This window comes from Demequina sp. (assembly GCF_016278765.1).
Lineage (GTDB): Bacteria > Actinomycetota > Actinomycetes > Actinomycetales > Demequinaceae > Demequina.
Map to the genome: position 1 here is coordinate 61,804 of NZ_JADQBE010000019.1, position 20,705 is coordinate 82,508.

The 20,705-nt window shown below is 68.4% G+C and carries 20 protein-coding genes; 13 read left to right on the forward strand and 7 right to left on the reverse strand.

The window, feature by feature from the left end; all coding sequences use genetic code 11:
- On the reverse strand, positions 1-447 hold a 447-nt coding region (locus QZZ29_RS03890), incomplete at its 3' end, for a hypothetical protein (RefSeq protein WP_291381507.1).
- A 357-nt stretch (positions 448-804) separates the two neighbouring features.
- On the opposite strand from QZZ29_RS03890, the gene QZZ29_RS03895 reads away from it, so the two are divergent.
- A complete protein-coding gene (locus QZZ29_RS03895) occupies positions 805-1,080 on the forward strand; it encodes a hypothetical protein (protein ID WP_291381509.1) in 276 nt (91 codons plus the stop codon).
- A 953-nt stretch (positions 1,081-2,033) separates the two neighbouring features.
- On the opposite strand, the gene QZZ29_RS03900 is transcribed toward QZZ29_RS03895, so the two are convergent.
- From QZZ29_RS03900 to QZZ29_RS03910, 3 genes are all read right to left on the reverse strand, one after another.
- Positions 2,034-2,159, reverse strand: a complete 126-nt coding sequence (locus QZZ29_RS03900; RefSeq protein WP_291381510.1) for a hypothetical protein — start codon at positions 2,157-2,159, stop codon at positions 2,034-2,036.
- Positions 2,156-2,503 (reverse strand): hypothetical protein, encoded by a 348-nt coding sequence (locus tag QZZ29_RS03905; protein WP_291381512.1) that lies wholly within the window; start codon positions 2,501-2,503, stop codon positions 2,156-2,158. The genes QZZ29_RS03900 and QZZ29_RS03905 overlap by 4 nt, the downstream gene beginning before the upstream one ends.
- A 394-nt stretch (positions 2,504-2,897) precedes the next feature.
- Positions 2,898-3,689 carry an HAD family hydrolase gene (locus QZZ29_RS03910; protein WP_291381514.1) on the reverse strand — a complete coding sequence of 264 codons (792 nt, stop codon included), beginning with the start codon at positions 3,687-3,689 and terminating at the stop codon, positions 2,898-2,900.
- 133 nt (positions 3,690-3,822) lie between these two features.
- Between QZZ29_RS03910 and QZZ29_RS03915 the strand changes: the two genes are divergently transcribed.
- The 6 genes from QZZ29_RS03915 (at position 3,823) to QZZ29_RS03940 (ending at position 6,837) form a co-directional block, all read left to right on the forward strand.
- Entirely contained in the window at positions 3,823-4,869 is a 1,047-nt protein-coding gene (locus QZZ29_RS03915) for a TadA family conjugal transfer-associated ATPase (protein ID WP_291381516.1), read from the forward strand.
- Positions 4,866-5,360 carry a hypothetical protein gene (locus tag QZZ29_RS03920; protein ID WP_291381518.1) on the forward strand — a complete coding sequence of 165 codons (495 nt, stop codon included), beginning with the start codon at positions 4,866-4,868 and terminating at the stop codon, positions 5,358-5,360. The genes QZZ29_RS03915 and QZZ29_RS03920 overlap by 4 nt, the downstream gene beginning before the upstream one ends.
- Complete coding sequence (locus QZZ29_RS03925) at positions 5,357-5,809, forward strand: type II secretion system F family protein (protein WP_291381520.1); 453 nt, start codon at positions 5,357-5,359, stop codon at positions 5,807-5,809. Before QZZ29_RS03920 ends, QZZ29_RS03925 begins: the two co-directional genes overlap by 4 nt.
- A gap of 83 nt (positions 5,810-5,892) precedes the next feature.
- The gene (locus QZZ29_RS03930) at positions 5,893-6,075 is read left to right on the forward strand and encodes a DUF4244 domain-containing protein (protein WP_291381522.1); all 183 of its coding nucleotides are present in this window, start codon (positions 5,893-5,895) and stop codon (positions 6,073-6,075) included.
- Between the two features lie 46 nt (positions 6,076-6,121).
- On the forward strand, positions 6,122-6,415 hold the full coding sequence (locus QZZ29_RS03935) for a TadE/TadG family type IV pilus assembly protein (RefSeq protein WP_291381523.1): 294 nt from the start codon (positions 6,122-6,124) through the stop codon (positions 6,413-6,415).
- Positions 6,412-6,837, forward strand: a complete 426-nt coding sequence (locus tag QZZ29_RS03940) for an Rv3654c family TadE-like protein (protein ID WP_291381524.1) — start codon at positions 6,412-6,414, stop codon at positions 6,835-6,837. Before QZZ29_RS03935 ends, QZZ29_RS03940 begins: the two co-directional genes overlap by 4 nt.
- Before the next feature lie 277 nt (positions 6,838-7,114).
- Here QZZ29_RS03940 and QZZ29_RS03945 read toward each other — a convergent pair whose 3' ends face one another.
- Positions 7,115-8,884: a hypothetical protein gene (locus QZZ29_RS03945; protein ID WP_291381526.1), complete on the reverse strand. Its 1,770-nt coding sequence runs from the start codon at positions 8,882-8,884 to the stop codon at positions 7,115-7,117.
- Positions 8,881-9,432, reverse strand: a complete 552-nt coding sequence (locus QZZ29_RS03950) for a sigma-70 family RNA polymerase sigma factor (RefSeq protein WP_291381527.1) — start codon at positions 9,430-9,432, stop codon at positions 8,881-8,883. Before QZZ29_RS03950 ends, QZZ29_RS03945 begins: the two co-directional genes overlap by 4 nt.
- Before the next feature lie 144 nt (positions 9,433-9,576).
- On the opposite strand from QZZ29_RS03950, the gene QZZ29_RS03955 reads away from it, so the two are divergent.
- The 5 genes from QZZ29_RS03955 (at position 9,577) to QZZ29_RS03975 (ending at position 16,685) form a co-directional block, all read left to right on the forward strand.
- Positions 9,577-11,895, forward strand: coding sequence for a sodium-translocating pyrophosphatase (locus tag QZZ29_RS03955; protein ID WP_291381528.1), 2,319 nt, complete (start codon positions 9,577-9,579; stop codon positions 11,893-11,895).
- Positions 11,896-11,988: 93 nt separating this feature from the next.
- Positions 11,989-12,543, forward strand: a complete 555-nt coding sequence (locus tag QZZ29_RS03960) for a GNAT family N-acetyltransferase (RefSeq protein WP_291381530.1) — start codon at positions 11,989-11,991, stop codon at positions 12,541-12,543.
- Positions 12,544-12,998: 455 nt separating this feature from the next.
- The gene (locus QZZ29_RS03965; RefSeq protein ID WP_291381602.1) at positions 12,999-14,834 is read left to right on the forward strand and encodes a ribonucleoside triphosphate reductase; all 1,836 of its coding nucleotides are present in this window, start codon (positions 12,999-13,001) and stop codon (positions 14,832-14,834) included.
- On the forward strand, positions 14,831-15,658 hold the full coding sequence (locus QZZ29_RS03970; RefSeq protein WP_291381532.1) for an anaerobic ribonucleoside-triphosphate reductase activating protein: 828 nt from the start codon (positions 14,831-14,833) through the stop codon (positions 15,656-15,658). The genes QZZ29_RS03965 and QZZ29_RS03970 overlap by 4 nt, the downstream gene beginning before the upstream one ends.
- Positions 15,659-15,983: 325 nt before the next feature.
- On the forward strand, positions 15,984-16,685 hold the full coding sequence (locus QZZ29_RS03975) for a hypothetical protein (protein ID WP_291381534.1): 702 nt from the start codon (positions 15,984-15,986) through the stop codon (positions 16,683-16,685).
- 64 nt (positions 16,686-16,749) lie between these two features.
- Here QZZ29_RS03975 and QZZ29_RS03980 read toward each other — a convergent pair whose 3' ends face one another.
- The gene (locus QZZ29_RS03980; protein ID WP_291381536.1) at positions 16,750-17,586 is read right to left on the reverse strand and encodes an inositol monophosphatase family protein; all 837 of its coding nucleotides are present in this window, start codon (positions 17,584-17,586) and stop codon (positions 16,750-16,752) included.
- Positions 17,587-17,733: 147 nt separating this feature from the next.
- Here QZZ29_RS03980 and topA point away from each other — a divergent pair, with 147 nt between their 5' ends.
- Entirely contained in the window at positions 17,734-20,427 is a 2,694-nt protein-coding gene (gene topA, locus QZZ29_RS03985) for a type I DNA topoisomerase (protein WP_291381538.1), read from the forward strand.
- Positions 20,428-20,705 lie beyond the last annotated feature (278 nt).

Here is a 20,705-nt window from a genome sequence, read left to right on the forward strand (position 1 = left end):
GCCACAGAGGTCAGTCGCGGTGAGCGCGACAGGCAAAACCGGGGTGTCATCCACGGGGTATTCACAGACAATCCAGTGGCTGATGTCAGGCTGTGTGTAGAAGTCGCCATTAGGATTTTCATGGAGTTGCGGTGGGGCCTGGTAGCCCACGCCAGCAAGGGGGTCTTCCTTTACGTAATTGCCGCCGTCCTCATTATTGGCGCCCTTGACTACGAGAAGGGCCTGATCACTGTAGAGCTTCACGGTCTGGGCGTCGCTCAGCGCGCCGTAGTCGTTTTGTTCGTCCGGGGGCTCGATTTTGTGGCAGACATAGCCGGGGTTCTGAGCCTCCCAGTAGGGCGCATCATTAGGATTATCGACGTTGCCAGTCGACTCGTCGGCAGTTGCCGCCGTAGCGCCCACGCCTGCGAAAAGGAAACTGAGGGCGACTACTGCTACCGCCTTCATGCTCCGTGCCCGTAATTTAAACATTTCTGGTGCTCCTCAGCTACCGGCCAGGTGCTGGGAGTGCGCCTGGCCCCTCATTGGTGGCGACACACAAGGTGTGACGAATCGCACGGCATGTGACGCAACTCACACTACGCGACTTAGGTCCCGCCTACAAGGAAAATCCAGCGGTATGTGATATAGGGACACCGGCGGGGGTATTCGAACCCCCCCAAACCATGACAAAGGATCGTTGCGCTCTTTCACCGGGATATTTCGCGAGCATTACTGGCGTGCCGGGTGGTGGCGATAAGAGGCCGCATGCTCACCGATTCGTTACCGCTTGCGCCCCGCCCCTGCACGTGGTCCCATGAGCACATGAGTGGACCTAATGGATTTGACTATCGCACCCGCCCCAACGGAGAGGTTCACATTTTCCATCGCGGCAAACTTGCCAAGATGCTGAAAGGTGCCGATGCCAAGAGTTTTCTGGCCGCCATTGCGGACGGTGACGAGCAGCAACTCATGGCCGACGCAGCGGGCGAGCAGAATTCGACCGGCCGCGTCTCCGGCGGGCCCACCGGCCCCGGGTCGCACCTGCACGGCAACGGCGCGGGTCACGCGCCAACGCAGTTCCGGCGCAAGACCGGGTGACGGGCTGGCGGCGGTCGGCGGAGCGCCTTGGTCCCACAACGCCGGAACTCTGAAGCCGCGATCCTAGCCGTCGCGCTCCTCTGAACCGCGGCTCGGCAGCCACGCGCCGGTAGGGGGAGATGAGTTCGTGCTTGGCCTGAGGGCCGTCTGGAGGGGTGACGGTCCACGTCCCCAGCACGGCGGTGTCCGTGGCGAACCGGGCGGCATCGCCGTCGACGCCGGGGCACCGCTGGGCTTCATCAACGCGCAGTAACACGCTGGTGTGTCCCGAATAGCGGTCGTAGGGAATCACCCCGAACATCTCAATCGGTGCGAAGCCCACCACCTCGAAGTCTCCCCAACCTAAGTCCCTGGTCGCAGCCTTGTGGCGCAGATACACCATGCGGGCCCCCGCATCGAGGCGTACGGAGGATCTGTCCGGGGCGACCCTCGGCATCACGGATGCCTGGACGGTGTCAGTGGACGGGTGCGCCAGGGCGTCCACCTGGGTGCCCGGCACGACATCGGGCAGGCAGGCCCTGACCATCTGGTCAAACGACTCGAGCACCGTGCAGTCGCCCGGCTCCACCGGGAACAGGTCGTACTCGCGTGGGCCGCGCAGCGACAGCTTGCGGCACGCAAACATGTCGCTGTACGCGGGAATGGCGAACTGCGGGCCGCCCGCGTCCGGCGTCGCCGGCGTTGTGCGTGACGCTCGCGGTCAGCGACTCGACGCTCTGGTTGGGCCACGGGTCTCTGCTGGGGCCCACCGACGCCGCGATCGTGAAGCCATGAGCCGTCGGCTGAGGTTGCGGAGCGGGCTGGCCGCAGAGGGGGTAGTCGTTGAGGGAGGCGCCATCCGGCCCTCCGGCCAGAGGGATGTGCGCGACGCCAGGCACGGCAAAGTCTGGAACCGGCGGCGTCGGCGTGGCCAACGCCCCGGCATCGGCGTGGTCGGCGACCGCGAGCAACGCTCATTCGACCACCATCGTCAGCGGAGCGGTCGCCATGGTCACGTCGAACTCCTCGGGCAGCGCCGAGGCGTCGTACAGCATCGTCACCGTACCGGCGTCCTCGTCCAGGGTGGCGGTGGGAATCACACCCGGGAGACCGCGAACGCCTCGTAGGCTCCTGGTCCGAGCTCCACCTCGTGGTACAGGTACGCGCCCGACAGACCGTCCAGACCGATGCAGTAGAACTGGTCGGCGGAGAGCGTCGCGTGCCCGGTGACGGTGCTCGTGTGACCGTGCTGCTGCCAGCCAAGAGTGGAGTCTTGGGTGATGAGCATCCCGACGATGGCGCCGTCCCGCGCCACGAGAACCTCCATGACGCCCATTCCGATCACCGGCTCGCTCCGGCCGACGTGATCCTCCTCGGGCGCCGACTCGACCGAGACGACGTCACCGCTGAGGGCCTCGATGCTTGCCGTCCACACGACGGCCAATAGATCGCTCCTGCCCCGGCGTGAGCGCCTCCGAGGCGATTGGCCGCTCTCGGTAGGCCGCGGCCAGTGCCGCGCGAAGCCGCGGCGCGCACGATGCCAAACAGTTGTGCGATCGAGTCCACGGACTCGCCGTCAAGATAGAACCTCACAGCCGCCAATCGCTCGTGCGGCCGCAAACTCGGCAAGGCGTCGGCAAGGCGCTCGGCGTGGGCGGCGGCGTCGCGGGCCGCGCGCGCCAACTGGGGCAATGTGGTGATGCCCCGCGCAGAGGCTGCGGCGACCACGGCATTCGAGGCGAGTTGCGCTGCGCGCTGGGGATCAGTCACAAGTTCCGCCCACGCGACCACGGACGGCAACGCCTCGCGAGCGAGGGCAACCCGCCGCGCCGTGAACATCAGGGCCCGAAGCGACTCCGCCGGGCGGCCCTCATGATCAGCGCTCCGATGATGACCCCGAGGGCCACAAAGGTGACGGTGGCGATCGCGGGACCTGTCGCGTCGGCCCTGCGAAGGGCCACTGGCTTGCGGAAGTACAGGACGCCCCAGCCATTCTTGGCGGCCGCTCGGCGCAACGCCCTGTCCGGGTTCACCACAAAGCCGTGTCCCACAGCATTGAGCATCGGGGCGTCGGTGATGGAATCCGAGTACGCGTAGGACGCGTCCAGGTCGTATCCCCGTTTCTTCGCAAGCTTCCGCAACGCGATGGCCTTGCTCTCGCCGTACGCGTAGAACGTGATTTCGCCCGTGTAGGTGCCGTCCTTGATCTCCATCTCGGAGGCGATCCAGTGGTCGGCTCCCAGCAGCTCCGCGATGGGCGCCACGAGTTCCGCCCCGGACGCGCTGACGATGACGACTTCGCGGCCGTTCTGCTGGTGCCGGCGGATGAGCGCGAGTGCCTCCTGGTACACCACGGGGTCGATGAGTTCGTGGATCGTCTCGGAGACGATGCCTGTCACCTTGGCGACTTCCCAACCCTTGACCAGTTCGGACAGCGCATCGCGCAGCCTGTTCGTCTGGCGTTCGTCGGCGCCGCCCACCGAAAACAGGAAGTGCGCATATGCGGCGCGCACCGCGTCGGTCCGGGTGAAGAGTCCTTCACGCATGAACGGGCGCGAGAACGCCGCCGAAGACGAGGTGGCAATGATCGTCTTGTCGAGATCGAAGAACGCGGCGCTGAGGCGGGCCATGAGTTCAGCCTAACTGCCCGCAGTGACGGGCGAAAGGCGGGCGACGTCGTGCCCAGGCGGGCGGCCCGCCGCGTCTCCCCGAGCGGACGCGGTCGAACCCGCACAGGGTCCCCGCCGACGCCACCGTTGCCTCATGACAACGCTTGACTGGCTTCCCGACTGGCTGCGCCGCCTCTTCGAGGTGCCGGGCATCACGGACGTGCTCATCAACTCGCCCCGCGACGTCTGGATCGACCGTGGGTTGGGCATGGAACACGCGAACGACGTGGCGCCTGGAGTGTTGCCGGACTGGCGGGTCTCAGACGTCCGGGCGCTCGCGGTGCGTCTCGCATCGCTCGGGGGGCGGCGGCTTGACGACGCCGCGCCCGCGGTCGACGCCCGCCTCCCGGATGGCTCCCGACTGCACGCCGTGCTGCCGCCGGTTGCGGACGGTTGCGCCGCCGTGTCTGTGCGCATGGTCAGGTCCTCCTCGTTCGAGTGGGAGGACCTGGTGATCTGCGGGATGGTCCACGGTGACCTGGCGCCCGTGATCCGCGGGCTCGTGCGCTCGCGACAATCCCTGATCCTGTCCGGGGCGACTGGCTCCGGCAAGACCACTCTGCTGGCATCGTGCCTGGCCCAGGTGGAGCCGACAGAACGCATCGTGTTGATCGAAGAGGCGGGGGAGCTCCGGCCCGACCATCCTCACGTGGTGCGGCTTGTGGAACGCGCCGCCAACGTGGACGGAGCCGGCGCGGTGGGCCTCGCGAGGCTCGTGCGGGAGGCGCTGCGCATGCGCCCCGACCGCATCGTGCTGGGGGAGTGCAGGGGCGCGGAAATCAGAGACGTGCTGCTCGCCCTCAACACCGGCCACCGCGGCAGCCTCACCACGCTGCACGCGAATGCGGCGGAGGATGTGCCCGCGCGACTCGCGGGGCTTGGGGCGCTTGCCGATCTCAGCGAGCGGGCCGTCGCGCTTCACGCGGCCGCGGCTTTCTCCGCCGTGATCCACCTGGTCAGGCAGGACGGTCGGCGCCGGGTGGGGCAGGTCGCGCTCCTCGAGGCGTCCGAGGGTCAGCTGAGGACCGTTCCCGCGGCCGAGGTCGACGCCGACGGGCACCTCACCCCGGGCGCCGCATGGCCTCGCCTTGTTCGGGCCGCCGGTGTGATCGCCGGGCCCGCGCTCGCGAGGGTCGCATGAACGCCCAGCCCACGGACGTCGAGCGGATCGTCGCGGTTGCCGCCGGCTCGCGGGCCGGGCTCGGCGCGGCCGACGCCTGGCGCGCCTGGGACCCGGCGCTCACCCTGGACGGTGACGGGGCGCCCGCATGGGACCGCGAGGATGCGTTGGCGGCAGAGGCGCGCGCCGCCGCACGACTGGCCCACGCCTCAGGCGTGCCGCTTGCCGACGTCTTGGACGCGCTCGCCCGCGTGGAGCGTGCACGCATCGGTGCGGCGAGGCGGCGTCAGGCAGCGCTCGCCGGGGCGCGGGCGTCCGCCCGGGTACTCGCATGGCTGCCGGCCGTCGGAATGGCGCTCGGCCTGGCGGTGGAGCCGCGCACCGCGACGGTGTTGCTGGGAACACCGTTCGGGTGGGCGCTTCTTGGCGCGTCGGGCCTGCTCGTATGGCTTGGACGGTGGTGGATGCGACGACTTGTTCGCAGCGCCGTCGCGGCCGGGGGCGTCCCATGACCGAGCCGATCTCGTTGGTTGCCGTCGCAGCGCTCACGGGTGCCGCCGTCCGTTCTGGGCTCGACGTGAGAGGCGCGCTCGATCACGTCGGCCGCGCGTGCGGTGGGGATGCGCAGGCCCTGTGCGCGGTGGCCGCGGCCCTCGGCGTCGGCGTGTCCTGGGAGGCCGCATGGGACGTGACGCCCTCTCGCTTTGAGGCGCTGGCACGTGCGCTCGCGCCGGCATGGCACCGGGGAGCGAGCCCCGTGGACTCCTTGGCAGCGCTGAACGAGGCGCTGCTCGACACGGCCAGCGCGGCGGGTGAGAGCGCCGCCGCAGAGCTGGGCGTGCGCATTGCCTTGCCCCTCGCCCTGTGCCTGATGCCCGCGTTCGTCCTCACGGGCATCGTGCCGCTGCTGGTCGCCCTGGCGGGCTCGGTGATGGGCGGCGCAACGGGGCCGGTGCCGTGATCGCGGCACCGGGCTAAGACGTGCCCGGCGGACGCCGGGTCATCATCGCGGGGCGCACGCCCCGCCCACGAAGGGAGACACCCATGATCACTCGCTGGATGACCAGACTGGATGCGCGCAGGGAGGATGGCATGGCCACCGTCGAGTACGCGCTGGTCACGGTGGCGGCCGCCGCCTTCGCAGCCGTGCTCATCGCCATCATCAAATCGCCGGAAGTACGGTCCGCCCTTGGGTCTCTGGTGAGCGGCGCGCTCGCCGGTGGCTAGGCACGCGGCGCGCCACCCGCATGCGCCTGGAACGGACCGCGGCTCCGTGACGGTCGAGTTTGCGCTCGGATTGCCCAGCGTGGTGCTCGTGCTGGCTCTCGCTCTCAGTGCGATGGCGTGGACGCTCGACGTGCAGACGGCTCAACGCGGCGCGAGCGAGGCGGCGCGCGCCGCGATCGTCGAGTCGGATGCACGCGCCGTCGCAGTGGGGCAGCGCGTGTCGGGGAACGGTCGCGTGACGCTGTCTCGCACTGCGGACTACGTCACCGCGTGCGTGGGTGGCCGCAGGGCTCCATGGCCCGCCTATGAGCGCTGTGCGACCGCACGGTCCACTCCATGACGCCCGTGCGGATGGTGGCCCGGAAGCCTCACGCCCGCTGGGTGGGCCAAGCGCGTCTCGAGCGTGGCTCGGCTACTCCCCTCGTGGTGGGGGTGATCGCCGTGATGATGGTGATCGCCGCGGCGCTTGCTCAGGTGGGGGCGGGTCTCATCGCGGACGCCCGAGCGAGCGGAGCCGCCGACCTCGCGGCTCTTGCGGCGGCCGGCCAGGACCGTGATCTTCGCGCAGAGGGGGTGAGCCCGGCCTCCTCTCTCACGAGCGCATGCCGCGTGGCCAAGGATGTGTCCGGCCGCAACGCGGCCACGCTGACGGGGTGCGTGAGGGGTGCGGGCTCGTCGGTGGTGGTGGCCGTGAGGGTGACCATCCCGGGATGGCCCACCGCAGCGACTGCACGCGCGCGCGCGGGCTCTGCGTGGGGTTGAGGTGCCGGGCATAAGGAGACCCGACGACGACTCAGGCTGAGGGATCTGGGCCGCCGCCGGGCTGGTCCCAGAGTACGCCGAGCGGCTGCCAGTTGTGAGACTCCAACGCGGGAATATAGCCGACGATTCGGTCAAAATGTGATGTATTCGACACGTCGTGTGGGCACAAAGTCGGCTCAAAGCCGGCTCAAGGCTGGCAGGAAGTCGGCAAGAAGAGGGGCGGCACGGCCGACGCGGGGGTCGTCGGCCGTGCCGCCGCACGGTGAGGGAACGGTAATTAACTCACCGTGATGGTCCCGAGCGATGTCCACACCTGGAGTTCGATCCAGTCGTAGTCCCCGGGGGCTGGTGCGGGTCCGGGCGCAGGCACGGGTGCAATCGCACCGCGCGCGGATCCGGACGAGTCGACTCCGCCGCCGGTGGCGGCATCTTTCTGCATGGTAGGAGCGCCAAGGGCCGGGTCAGCGACGCCTTCCTCGACGTAGGTTTCGTAGTACACCTGGCCGGAGTCAACGTAGATCGACTGGACATTGAGCACCGTGTACGTGCCGGGCGAGACGTCCGCGATCTTGGTTCCCGTGGAGCAACCGTTCACGTCGCGCCACAGGTAGGTTCCACCGAGACCTTCGCCCGGGTTCAGCATGCTGTCCTGTTCGGCCGCGATCATGCCGGAGTCACGGAGCACGCCGGACTCAAGGAGCACGCCGGAGTCACGCCGCGCAGGCACCGGGTATCCCTCCGCGACCACCTTGCCGCCGCGCACCAGCATCAGGGTCGTGTTGGGGTCGGAGCCCCAATAGCCCGGCAACGTGTGGCCGGAGACATTGGTCACCTTCAGCTCGACGGTGGGGTTGTCCTCCACCACCCAGCCATACGAGACATCGATGTTGCGTGGCAACGTGGCGGTCACATCCAGCAGGTCCCAGGTCGCGCTCGTCGCAGGAAACGACGCATTCATGGTGGCGTCCCACGCACAACCAAAGTAGTTTCGCGCCCACGACGTCTCATCAGCCTGTTCCGCCGAGTCGTTGACCTTGAGAACCCGCTGCGAGCCCGCCTCCATGGCCCACGGCGTTGAGGTCACGTGTGCGGCGAAACCGTCCCGCGCATCGGCGGGAGTGAGGAGGTCATCGGGTGTGTCGATCGGCTCCACCGGCTTGGGCAGGTACTGGCCGAAGGGGTCCTCCGGCACGTCGCCAGCGATCGCCAGGTCGACCGGCGACGACACGACCCGGAGGTAACCGCCCGCATCCGCCGCGATGCCGCCGTCCACCACGGTGGTCTGGGTGGGGGTGTCAGGGGCTGGCTCGACAGGAACGCCAGGCTCGTCAGGCTCGACAGGAACGCCAGGCTCGTCAGGCTCGACGGTCGACACCGGCGGCACCGCAGGGGGAACCTCCGCTGCGGTGAACAGCTCCTGCATGGCGATCACCTGATACGTGCCGCCGGGCAGGGGTGCGCCCTCCCAGCAGTCCACCAGATCCGCAGCGACCGTCTGCTCAAGGGGCTCGCCCGCAGTCAAGGACAGGGCCGCGGACTCGGCGGCCGCGGTCGTGCCGGATGCGACGACCATCCCGTCCCACAAGATCAGAGCCTGCGGACCGAAGGTCTCCACCTCTCCGGACGATGCCGGAACCAGCGTCGCGTCGAGCGTGAGGGTTTCGCCCCCCACGGCCTCGTCCGGTGCGCCGGTCAGCGTGAGCGAGTTGACGGGATCCACCGCCACAGAGTCGGCGAGCGGATAGGACCCGCACGTGCCCCAGGCGAGGCGCGTGGCGTCCTCGGGGCCCATCATCGCCGCGTCACCCTGGCTGCCACCCGCGGGCTCCATGGCGGCATCCGCGGTGGTGTTCTTGGCGCCGCCGCCAGGGTTCATCGCGGCAAAGGCGATGACCGCGGCCGCGCCCACGCCGGCAGCGGCGTTGGCGCCAGCGCGCAACCGGCGGTGGCGGTGAATGCGCCGCGAGGCGACCTCAACGGAGATGACCGAGTCGGCCACGGGCGCCCTGTCGGCCAGGCCGCGCAGGTGATCGGAGAGCCTCGTCATGGGAGTTTCCTTTCTTGGGGGGCGACGTCGACCTCTGGGGCGAGCGCGTGGTCCGCGTCGTCCAGGGCGCCGAGTCGAAGTTCGAGAGCGCGCATGCCATCGGAGAGGTAGCGCTTGACGGAGCCGGGTGCGAGGCCGAGTTGGCCCGCGATGTCCGGCACCGTGAGGTCGTCAAAGAAGCGGAGCACCACGCAGGCGCGCACGCGCGGGGGCAGGTCGGCCAGGGCGGTCGCCACGTCGGCGCTGAGATCCGAGAACACAGTCGTGGATTCCTGGACCACCTGCGGGCGGAACAGGTGCTGCACCCGCTGCCAGCGCTGCTGGCGTCGGTAGTGATCCACGTAGATCGTGGTGATGGCGCGGCGCACATAGGCCTCGGCCTTGACTTGTGACAGTCCCTCTCGGGGGCGTGAGAATGTCTTCACCAGCGCATCCTGCACGAGGTCCTGAGCCAGCGTCGGGTCGCCGCAGACCACGTACGCGTAGCCCAGCAGCGCCTTCTCGCGCTCGCGGACCAGGCGTTCCATCCCTTCGAGCCTGGTGGCCATGTGCCCTCCCTGAAGGTTGTTCACCATGTCGACGCCTGGGGCCCGCAAAACGTTGGGTGCGAGACACGATGCCCCTGTTGTGACCTAGACTCGCGGCGTACTGCAGTGCGCGCAATGTGCCGCGCAAGTCGTCAAGGAGGACGAATGCATTTGGCCACTGTCCCGGACTTTGAGTTTGGTCAGTCCAGCGTTGTCATCGTGGTGGTGATCGGCATTGTCGCCACTGCCGCGCTGCTGTTGTCGTGGACGCTGCGACGACAGGTGCTGAAGGCTGGCGACGGCACGTCGAAGATGCAGGAGATCGCTGAGGCGATCCAAGAGGGTGCGGCGGCGTACCTGAATCGTCAGTTCCGCACGCTCGTGGTGTTCGCGGCCGTGGTGTTCGGACTGCTGTTCCTGCTACCAGGGGACGCGGGCGTGCGCATCGGCCGCTCGCTCTTCTTCTTGCTGGGCGCCTTCTGCTCGGCCTCCATTGGCTACATGGGCATGTGGCTGGCCGTGCGCGCGAACGTGCGCGTCGCCGCGGCCGCGACCGAGCCCGGCGGCCGCGAAAAGGGCGCCCGGATCGCGTTCCGTACTGGAGGCGCGGTCGGCATGGGCGTGGTGGGCCAGGGCCTCGCGGGGGCGACGGCCGTGGTGTTCATCTTCCGCGAAAACGCACCGGCGGTGCTGGAGGGCTTCGGCTTTGGGGCGGCGTTGCTGGCCATGTTCATGCGCGTCGGCGGGGGCATCTTCACCAAGGCGGCCGACGTGGGAGCCGACCTGGTGGGCAAGGTCGAGAACCACATTCCGGAGGACGACCCGCGCAACCCTGCGACCATTGCGGACAACGTGGGCGACAACGTCGGCGACTGCGCCGGCATGGCCGCCGACCTGTTCGAGTCCTACGCCGTGACACTGGTGGCCGCGCTGATCCTGGGCAAGGTGGCCTTCGGCGAGGAGGGGCTCATCTTTCCGCTGATCGTCACCTCGGTGGGCGCTCTCACGGCCGCGCTCGGCGTGTTCATCACCAAGGTGCGCGACGGGGAGCCTGGGCTGCGCGCCATCAACAGGGGCTTCTACACGTCGGCCGCGGTGGGCGCCGTGCTGTCCGCGACTGCCGCATTCGTCTACCTGCCCAGCTCGTTCAGCGAGTTCCACGGATCGTCCCTGGCCGACCTGACCGCGGACCCGCGCATCGTCGCCACCGTGGCCGTGTTCATCGGCATCGGCCTCGCGGGCGTGATCCTGTGGCTGACCGGCTACTTCACCGACACGGCATCCAAGCCCACCAAGCGCGTGGCCGAGACCTCGCGTACGGGGGCCGCGACCGTGGTGCTGTCGGGCATCGGCTTGGGCCTCGAGTCGGCTGTCTACACCGCGATGGTGATCGCCGGAGCCATCGTCATCCTGTACTTCGTTGCCGCTGGCTCGCTATCGCTCGCCCTGTTCCTCGTGGCGCTTGCGGGCTGCGGACTGCTCACCACGGTGGGCGTGATTGTCGCGATGGACACGTTCGGTCCCGTGAGCGACAACGCCCAGGGCATCGCGGAGATGTCGGGCGAGGTGGACGCGGAGGCCTCCCAGATCCTCACCGACCTGGACGCGGTAGGCAACACCACCAAGGCGATCACCAAGGGCATCGCGATCGCCACCGCCGTGCTCGCGGCGACGGCGCTCTACGGCTCCTACTCCGATGCGGTGAACGAGGCGATGCTGTCCGCCGCGGCGTCGGCCACCGACTTCACGTACGAGATCATCAACCCCGTCACCCTGGTGGGCGTGATCATCGGCGGCGCGACCGTCTTCATGTTCTCCGGGCTGGCGATCGACGCGGTGACCCGCGCCGCGGGAGCCATCGTGTTCGAGGTGCGCAGGCAGTTCCGCGAGATGCCCGGAATCATGACGGGTGAGCAACGCCCCGAGTACGGCCGCGTGGTGGACATCTGCACACGCGACTCGTTGCGCGAACTCACCACACCAGGACTCCTGGCCGCGATGGCCCCCATCGTCGTCGGCTTCGGGCTGGGCGTGGGCGCTCTGGCGGGCTTCCTTGCGGGCGCGATCGGCACGGGGGTGCTGATGGCCGTGTTCCTGTCCAATTCCGGAGGGTCGTGGGATAACGCCAAGAAGATCGTCGAGGACGGCAAGTACGGCGGCAAGTACTCCCCGGCGCATGAGGCCACCATCATCGGCGACACCATCGGCGACCCGTTCAAGGACACGGCGGGGCCGGCCATCAACCCGCTCCTCAAGGTCATGAACCTGGTGGCCCTGCTCATCGCCCCGGCCGTGGTCGCGCTGAGCTACGGCGACGGCGCCAACCCGTGGTTGCGGTGGGGCATCGCGATCATCGCGGCCGCCATTGCCGCGTTCGCCGTGGCCACAGCCTCTTTGAGGTCCCACGCGGGCGGCGTCGAACTGGAGGCCGACGAGGCCGCCACTGCCGAGGGTCACGACGAAGAGGGAGCGCAGATCCCGTAGGCGCCCCCGCGCTAGCGAGCCACTTTCCTGGGACGATGCTGGCATGACACGTCACGGTGCGCGCACGGCTGGCCGGGTGATGGGCGCGGCGGCGTGAGCGGGCCGGTGGTTCGCCGCATCCGTGCCGACGAGTGGGAACGCGTGCGTGATCTGCGTCTCGAGTCGCTGGCGGACAGTGACGCGGCGGTCGCCTTTCTCGAAACGCTTGAGTCGTCGCGGGAGCTGGACCCCGACTTCTGGCGAGAGCGGGCGTCGAACGGCGCGAAATCGGAAGTCGTCGCGCAACTCGTGGCCGAGGACGACGGGGTCTGGGTGGGATCGGTGGCCGTGCTGGTGCGCCGCCGCGGAGACACCGATCATCACGGAGTCGTCTCCACTGAAGATCGCGCCGACGTGGTGGGCGTCTACGTGCGCCCCACCCACCGGGGCAAGGGAGTGCTTGACGCGTTGTTGGCGCACGCGGCGAACTGGACGCGTGCGGCGGGTTTCGACACGTTGACCCTGGACGTTCACCGCGACAACCCGCATGCGCGGTCGGCATACGCGCGTTGCGGATTCGTGGAAACCGGGCGGACCTTCACGGGTGTGATCGGTCCGGAGATCGAGTGCGCGCTGGATCTCGGCGGCGAAGGCGGCGCGAGCCACTAGCCCGCCTAGCGCAGTCTCGTCGGCGCGGGCCCCGGTTCCCGTAGCGACCCTGCGCCGGTTCTGGGAGTCGCCCGGTGAAGAACTCACTACTGCGTGGCCCGCGGGCCGTCCAAGCCCGCGTGATGGTGGAGCGGCGTGCGCGCCTGGTAGTGAGTTGCACACCGCCAGGCCGGACTCCCGGGGAATGGGAGGCCTCTCTGCGAGCGACGCGCGTGAGATGCCGCGAAGGGGACCATGGTCCCGGATTTCTCGATACCAATGGGCGTAGAACACTATATGTAGGTATCCACGGGCAAAGGTGCCACTAGATGTAGTGGTCTGGACCATCGCCCCTTGCAGTTCAAGGGAGAATTGTGACCTCTATTCAAGACGCCACCGACCTCAGCGTTCTCGCGCCCCTGATCGACCCCGCGCCGCGCGCGATCGTTGATGACCCGACCCCCCAGACGCAGGGCATCGACGTCACGACGCCGCGCAACGGCACCCCGCTCATCAGCGTGGAGGACTCGATCGAGGAGTACCTGTTCCGGCGCGACTGGCGCGTCAACGCCAACGCCAACCAGGGATACTCGCTGGGCGGGCTCATCTTGAACACCGCAGGCAAGGTCATCGCCAACTACTGGCTGAGCCACGTGTACGAACCCGAGGTGGGCGAGGCGCACCGGGCCGGCGACCTCCACATCCACGACCTCGACATGTTCTCCGGGTACTGCGCCGGCTGGTCGCTGCGGACCCTGCTCGCCGAAGGCTTCAACGGCGTCGGCGGCAAGGTGGAGGCCAGCCCCGCCAAGCACTTCTCCTCCGCCGTCGGGCAGATCGTCAACTTCCTGGGCACCCTGCAGAACGAGTGGGCGGGCGCGCAGGCGTTCTCGAGCTTCGACACCTACATGGCTCCGTTCATCCGCCTCGAGGGCCTGGACTACACGCAGGTGCGCCAGGGCGTTCAGGAGCTCATCTACAACCTCAACGTGCCGTCGCGGTGGGGCACCCAGACGCCGTTCACCAACCTCACGTTCGACTGGATCTGCCCCGAGGACCTCCGCCCTCAGGTGCCCGTGATCGGCGGTCGGGAGATGGACTTCACGTATGGCGACCTGCAGTCCGAGATGGACATGATCAACCGCGCCTACATCGACGTGATGACCACGGGCGACGCGCAGGGCCGCGTGTTCACGTTCCCCATCCCCACCTACAACATCACCAAGGACTTCGACTGGGACGGCCCCAACGTGGACGCCCTGTTCGAGATGACCGCCAAGTACGGCCTGCCGTACTTCCAGAACTTCATCTCCTCCGACCTTGAGCCCCACATGGTCCGCTCCATGTGCTGCCGCCTGCAGCTGGACCTGCGGGAGTTGCTCAAGCGCGGCAACGGGCTCTTCGGCTCGGCGGAACAGACGGGGTCGCTCGGCGTCGTCACCATCAACATGGCCCGGCTGGGATACCTCCACAAGGGAGACAAGGCGTCGCTCTACACCGCGCTCGACCGCCTGCTGGCGCTGTCCCGCGACAGCCTTGAGGTCAAGCGCGAGGTGATCGGCAGGGCGATCGACGACGGCCTGTTCCCCTACACCAAGCGCTACCTGGGGACCCTGCGCAACCACTTCAGCACCATCGGCGTCAACGGCATCAACGAGATGATCCGCAACTTCACCGGAGACGCAGACGACATCACCACCCCCGACGGCGAGGCGTTCGCGCTCGAGGTGCTCGACCACGTGCGCGACCGGATGGTGGAGTTCCAGGAGTCCACCGGTCACCTGTACAACCTCGAGGCCACCCCGGCGGAGGGCACCACCTATCGCTTCGCCAAGGAGGACCGCCGCCGGTACGCGGGCATCCTTCAGGCGGGCACGGACGAGAACCCGTACTACACCAACTCGTCCCAGCTCCCCGTGGGCTTCACGTCCGACCCATTCGAGGCGGTGGCCCGCCAGAGCGAGATGCAGTCCAAGTACACGGGGGGCACGGTGCTGCACCTCTATATGGGAGAGCGGGTGAGTTCCTCTCACGCCTGCAAGATGCTGGTCAAGCGCACTCTCGAGACCGCACGCCTTCCCTACATCACCATCACGCCCACGTTCTCCATCTGCCCGCAGCACGGCTACCTGGACGGCGAGCAGCCCACGTGCCCGCTGTGTGCAGCACAGGACAAGGTCACCGAGTGCGAGGTCTGGACCCGAGTGATGGGCTACCACCGACCCGTGAAGTCCTTCAACATCGGCAAGAAGGGCGAGCACGCGGAGCGGGTGCACTTCCGCGAGGAATCCATCAAGACGCCGCTCGCGTGACGGGGACCGTGGTCCCGTCTCGTGACGTCGCGAGGCGGGACGATGCCGGGGACGCGAGGCGGGACGATGCCGGGGACGCGCTCGAGAACGGGGGAAGGGTGAGCAAGGTGGCCGAACTGTTCGGGCCGGACGCCCGCGGCGGCGCCGACGGCCTGCAGATTGCCGGATTCGAGCCCTTCTCCACGGTCGATTGGCCGGACAAGCTGGTGGCGACGGTGTTCGCACAGGGATGCCCGTGGCAGTGCACGTATTGCCACAACGCGTATATTCAGGACCCCCGCGCCGCCGGGCGGGTGACGTGGTCGACCGTGCTGGGGCATCTCGCTCGGCGGGCCGGCCAGTTGGACGGGATCGTCTTCAGCGGCGGCGAACCTACGCGGCAGGCGGCCCTCATTCCCGCGATGCACGAGGCCAAGGCACGCGGCTTCGCGGTGGGCCTTCACTCGGCGGGCGCCTACCCCGGCCGGCTGCGCGAGGCGCTTCACCACACCGACTGGCTCGGACTCGACATCAAGGCCACGCCCGAGGGCTATCAGGACATCACGGGCCAGTCGGCGTCCGGTGCTAAGGCCTGGCAGTCCCTCGAGATCGCCCTTGACTGGGGCGGCGACGTGGAGGTGCGCCTCACCGTCGACCCCACCACCCACACGCGCGACGACGTCATGGCGATCATGGAGCGTGTTCAGGAGTTGGGCGGGCCGCGGCCGATCATTCAGGAGGCGAGGCCCGATGGCGCCTCCGACGCCTACCAGCGCGCGCTCGGCCACTTGCGGTTGCGCGACGTGCTGACCGAGCGCGACCTGGCCGAACTGGCGACCCGCTAGCTCCGTCGCCAGGAGGGTCCCGACCTGCCCGCGCTGGCGACACGCTTGCCGCGCCGCCGGGGTCCTTCGGGCGGTGTGATGAGTCACGGGCAGGGACAGGGCCGACACCGGGACGGTCCCGGCCTCGCCCGGAGCCGAAGGGGCCGTTTTTGTGGGACCTACGTCCCGAAGCGCCCGTTCGGCACCATAGCGAGTCCTAGAAACGCACCCCTCAACACGTGTGCGTCGGGCTAAAAGTCCCAGTGACGGCTCGCCAGGTACCGGCACTATGAACCCGGCACGACAACTCAATCCCCACGATCTCCTCGAAACGGAAGTGAAAATCATGGCCACCAAGCTCAAGCTCCTCGGCGCCTTCTTCGCGCTCGCCGGACTAGGCTTCCTCGCCGCCGGCATCTTCGCCTTCACCCAGGTGCAGGCCGGCTCGAAGTCGCTGCAGGACTTCTCCGCAGCTCAGAACGTCACCCTGTCGTACGACGAGAACGGCGTGCTCACCGACCGCGGCACCGTCGAAGGCGCGCAGGCCATCATGGACCTGCTGCAGGACGACTGGGGCTACGCGGTCAAGTCCGCCGAGATGGACCCCAACGACCCGCTGGTCAACACCGGCTCCGAATACATGTACCAGATGGCGCTCGTCGCCTACCACACCCTGAACGGCTCCACCGAGGTGACGCTGACCGAGGACGTGGAGTACAACGGTGAGACCTTCAAGGCTGGCACCTACGACGTCCCCACCGACGGCAAGTACTGGGCCGACTTTGACCGCATGCACCCGCTCGAGGGCCCGGCTCGTGCCCAAGTGTGGACGGCGACCGCACACGCCCTGATCGCCGAGCTCGGCGTGGGTTCCGTGACGGCCTCGACCCTGACCATGGGCTACGGAGTCTCCGGACTCCTTGGCGGCCTCGGACTGATCTTCCTGGTCACCGGTGGCGTCATGTTCTGGATGACGGCCGGCTCCACGAAGCCCGAAGCCAAGGACGCATCCACCATCACCAAGGTCGACGCGCCCGCGAACGCGTAACCCGCCTCGCGACTCGCAACCAAAGGAGGGCCCCCACCGGGGGCCCTCCTTTCGCGTATGCGGCCTAAGGAGTCTCGAGCGCCGGTGCGACGGTGTCGCTGACGCGCTGCCAGACGCTCGGGTGCGCTGTCAGGATCCCGGGGCGACCATCCCCCGGCAGGTACTCGCTGCCGTCGAAGTGCGCCGACCGGAGTCCCGCTTCGATGGCGATCAGAGCGCCGGGGGCGTGGTCCCACGGCAGCGTGCGCGAGAAGGTGGTGTAGTCCGTGCGGCCGGTGACGATGTCCAGGTAGTCCCATCCCGCGCAGAAGCGGATGGGGGCCGCCGGGCCCAGCGTGCTTGCTTGCTCCAGGATGGCGTCATCCGTGCCCTTGCCGGCGAACAGCGCCGAGATGGCGCCGCGTAGCGCGTCGGGCCGTGGTGGTGCGGGCGTCGCCTGCGGGGTGCCGTTGAGGAACGCGCCCACGCCGCGCGCGGCATGAATCTCGCTGCCGTTGGTGGGATACGTGATCCATGCGGCCTGCGTGCGGCCGCCGTCGATCAGCGCGATCATGCACGCGAAGGTCTCCTTGCCGTCGACAAAGTTGCGAGTGCCGTCCACCGGGTCCACCACCCAGCACGGCTTGCCCGTGCCCACCTCGTCCAGCAGGGCCGGGTTGGCGGCGGTGGCCTCCTCGCCCACGACCGTGATGTCGAGCAGGTCGCGCAAGGCGACCGTGAGGAGCTTCTCTGCCTCGACATCGGCGTCGGTCACCAGGTCCCATTCGTGTTCCTTGGTGCGGATCTCGTTGGCGGAAAGCGACCGCCAACGGGGCAGGATCTCGGCGCCGGCGGCGCCTGTCATGGCCGCCAGGACGGCGTCGGAAAGGGCTTCGGTGACGGCGTTCTTGGGGAGGTTCACCACCCCATTGTCTCAGGTTGCAGGCGACGCCGGTGCGCCTGCAGGCCCCGCGCATCGGGACCGGGGTCGGGCGAGGGCATCGCTGACCGTATGTATCCTGTGACGGACTCGACCCCGAGACACACCCTCTCAAGAAGTTAGGTTTTCATGGCCCGCAAGCTCGTCATCGTGGAGTCCCCCACCAAGTCGCGCACCATCGGCGGCTACCTGGGCGACGACTACGACGTCGTCTCCAGCGTCGGCCACATCCGCGACCTTCCCCAGCCCAGCGAGCTGCCCGCGGACAAGCGCGAGGGCTCGATCGGCAAGTTCGCCGTCGACATCGAGAACGGCTTCGCGCCGTACTACGTGGTGAGCCCGGAGAAGAAGAAGGTCGTCGCGGAGATCAAGGCGAAGCTCAAGAATGCGTCCGAGGTCTACCTCGCCACCGATGAGGACCGCGAGGGAGAGGCCATCGCCTGGCACCTGCTCGAGGTGCTGAAGCCGAAGGTGCCCGTGAAGCGCCTCGCATTCCACGAGATCACCAAAGAGGGCATCATGCGGGCGATGGAGCACCCTCGCGAGGTCGACATGGAGCTGGTCAACGCCCAAGAGGCTCGCCGCGTCCTGGACCGCCTCTACGGCTACGAGGTCTCGCCGGTGCTGTGGCGCAAGGTCGCGCCGGGCCTGTCCGCCGGCCGCGTCCAGTCCATCGCGCTGCGCCTGGTGGTGGACCGTGAACGCGAGCGGATGGCCTTCCAGGCCGCCGAATACTGGGACCTCACCGCGACGTTCGCGGCCAAGGATGGCGCCGATGCCGGGCGTACCTTTGGCGCGAGGCTCGCGTCGGTCGACGGCAAGCGCGTGGCGTCGGGCAAGGACTTCGACGACCGCGGGTCGCTGACCACCGACACCGCCAAGGTCACCCACCTCACCGCCGGCGCCGCAGGAGCGCTCGCGGCCGGCCTGTCGGACGCGGACTTCTCCGTGGTGAGCGTCGACTCCAAGCCGTACAAGCGTCGTCCGGCCGCCCCCTTCATCACGTCGACGCTGATCCAGGAGTCGAGCCGCAAACTGCGCCTGGGCGCCCGCGAGGCGATGCGCGTCGCCCAGGGGCTGTACGAGCGCGGCTACATCACCTATATGCGTACCGACTCGCCCACGCTGTCCGGCGAGGCCGTGCGGGCCGCCCGCAAGCAGGCCGTCGAGCTCTACGGCGCCGACTCCGTCCCCAGCGCACCCCGGGTGTACTCCAGCAAGGACTCCAACGCCCAAGAGGCGCACGAGGCGATTCGCCCGGCCGGAGACAGCTTCCGCACTCCCGCGAGCGTGCGCTCGGAACTGCGCGGCGACGAGTTCCGCATGTACGAGATGATCTGGAAGCGCACCGTCGCCTCCCAGATGGCGGACGCCGCCGGCACCACCTCCACCGTGCGCATCGGCGCCACGAGCGCCAACCACCACGCGGTCGAATTCTCCGCATCGGGAACGATCATCACGTTCCAGGGCTTCATGGCCGCCTACGAGGAGTCGCGCGAGAGGTCCCGCTACGAGGACGACGAGGCGAAGGTCATCGAGGACAAGGAGGCCCGACTCCCACAACTTGCGGAGGGTCAGGCCGTGGACGCGACCGACCTCGCACCCGTCACCCACGCCACCACGCCGCCCCCACGCTTCACGCAGGGCTCCATGATCAAGGAGCTCGAGGACCGCAAGTTTGGGCGACCCTCCACCTACGCGTCCACCGTGGACCTGATCGTGGCCCGCGGCTACGTGCGCGTCGCGAGCCAGACGCTCATCCCCACGTGGATCGCGTTCTCGATCGTCGGCCTGCTGGAGAAGCACTTTGACTGGCTGATCGACTACGACTTCACGGCCGAGATGGAAGAGGGGCTGGACAAGATCGCGGCGGGCGACGTCAACCGCACCGACTGGCTGTCCGACTTCTACCTGGGCACCGAGGGCGCCACGCACGGCCGCACCGAGGGCCTCAAGCACCTGGTGGCGGACCTGGGCGACATCGACGCCCGCGCCATCAACACGTTCCCCGTGGGCGACGGCGTCTCGCTGCGCGTGGGGCGCTACGGGCCCTACATCGAGCGCGAGGTGGACGGCGAAACCCAGCGCGCGTCGGTTCCAGAGGACACCGCGCCCGACGAGCTTTCGGTCGCGCTGTGCGAGGAACTGTTCGCCAACCAGGGCGGGGACGAGCGGGAGCTCGGCACCCACCCCGAGTCGGGCTTCCCGATCGTCGCCAAGGCCGGCCGCTTCGGCCCCTACGTCACGGAGGTGACGCCCGAGGACTCGAAGATCAAGCCGCGCACCGCGTCGTTGTTCAACTCGATGCAGTTGGAGACGGTCACGCTGCAGGATGCGCTGAAGCTCATGTCGCTGCCGCGGGTGGTGGGTGTGGATCCCGCCGACGGCGCCGAGGTCACCGCCCAGAACGGTCGCTACGGTCCGTATCTGAAGAAGGGCGCGGACTCCCGCACCATCGAGTCCGAGGATCTGCTGTTCGACATCACGCTTGAGCAGGCGCTGGCGATCTATGCCGAGCCCAAGCGGGGACGTGGGCGCCAGGCGGCGCCGCCGCTTGCGGAATTTGGCATCGACCCGGTCAGCGAGAAGCCGATCGTCGCCAAGTCCGGCCGCTTTGGTGACTACATCACCGACGGGATCACCAACGTGACGATCCCGCGCGGCGAGACGGTGGAGACCCTCACGCCCGAGAAGGCTCAGGAACTGCTGGTGGAGAAGCGCGCCAAGGGGCCGGCCAAGAAGCCGGCCCGCCGCGCGCCCGCCAAGCGCAAGCCGGCGGCCAAGAAGCCTGCGGCGAAGAGGGCCGCGCCCAAGAAGAAGTAGCGCCCCCAGGGTCGTGAGCGTCGCGCCAGCACCGCCAATCGACACTCGCTGGGTGGTCCCCGCACAGTGCGGCCGGACAATGTCGATAGGCGGTGCTCACGCGACGCCCCCACTATCCACAGATTGCGCTCTGACCCCGCCAGCGTGCGGGACGACCCCGCGAGCGTCGCACCAGCACCAGTTAAGGTCGCCAGCGTCGCGCCAGCGTCGGCCAAGGTCGCCAGCGTCGGCCAAGGTCGCCAGCGTCGGCCAAGGTCGCCAGCGTCGGCCAAGGTCGC

Excerpts from the sequence above, each read along its gene's own strand:
- QZZ29_RS03915 (WP_291381516.1), top strand. The coding sequence starts at position 3,823 with ATGACAACGCTTGACTGGCTTCCCGACTGGCTGCGCCGCCTCTTCGAG.
- QZZ29_RS03895 (WP_291381509.1), top strand. The coding sequence starts at position 805 with ATGAGTGGACCTAATGGATTTGACTATCGCACCCGCCCCAACGGAGAG.
- QZZ29_RS03910 (WP_291381514.1), bottom strand. The coding sequence starts at position 3,689 with ATGGCCCGCCTCAGCGCCGCGTTCTTCGATCTCGACAAGACGATCATT.
- QZZ29_RS03930 (WP_291381522.1), top strand. The coding sequence starts at position 5,893 with ATGATCACTCGCTGGATGACCAGACTGGATGCGCGCAGGGAGGATGGC.
- QZZ29_RS03945 (WP_291381526.1), bottom strand. The coding sequence starts at position 8,884 with ATGACGAGGCTCTCCGATCACCTGCGCGGCCTGGCCGACAGGGCGCCC.
- QZZ29_RS03975 (WP_291381534.1), top strand. The coding sequence starts at position 15,984 with ATGGCCACCAAGCTCAAGCTCCTCGGCGCCTTCTTCGCGCTCGCCGGA.
- topA (WP_291381538.1), top strand. The coding sequence starts at position 17,734 with ATGGCCCGCAAGCTCGTCATCGTGGAGTCCCCCACCAAGTCGCGCACC.
- QZZ29_RS03925 (WP_291381520.1), top strand. The coding sequence starts at position 5,357 with ATGACCGAGCCGATCTCGTTGGTTGCCGTCGCAGCGCTCACGGGTGCC.
- QZZ29_RS03950 (WP_291381527.1), bottom strand. The coding sequence starts at position 9,432 with ATGGCCACCAGGCTCGAAGGGATGGAACGCCTGGTCCGCGAGCGCGAG.
- QZZ29_RS03955 (WP_291381528.1), top strand. The coding sequence starts at position 9,577 with ATGCATTTGGCCACTGTCCCGGACTTTGAGTTTGGTCAGTCCAGCGTT.
- QZZ29_RS03940 (WP_291381524.1), top strand. The coding sequence starts at position 6,412 with ATGACGCCCGTGCGGATGGTGGCCCGGAAGCCTCACGCCCGCTGGGTG.
- QZZ29_RS03920 (WP_291381518.1), top strand. The coding sequence starts at position 4,866 with ATGAACGCCCAGCCCACGGACGTCGAGCGGATCGTCGCGGTTGCCGCC.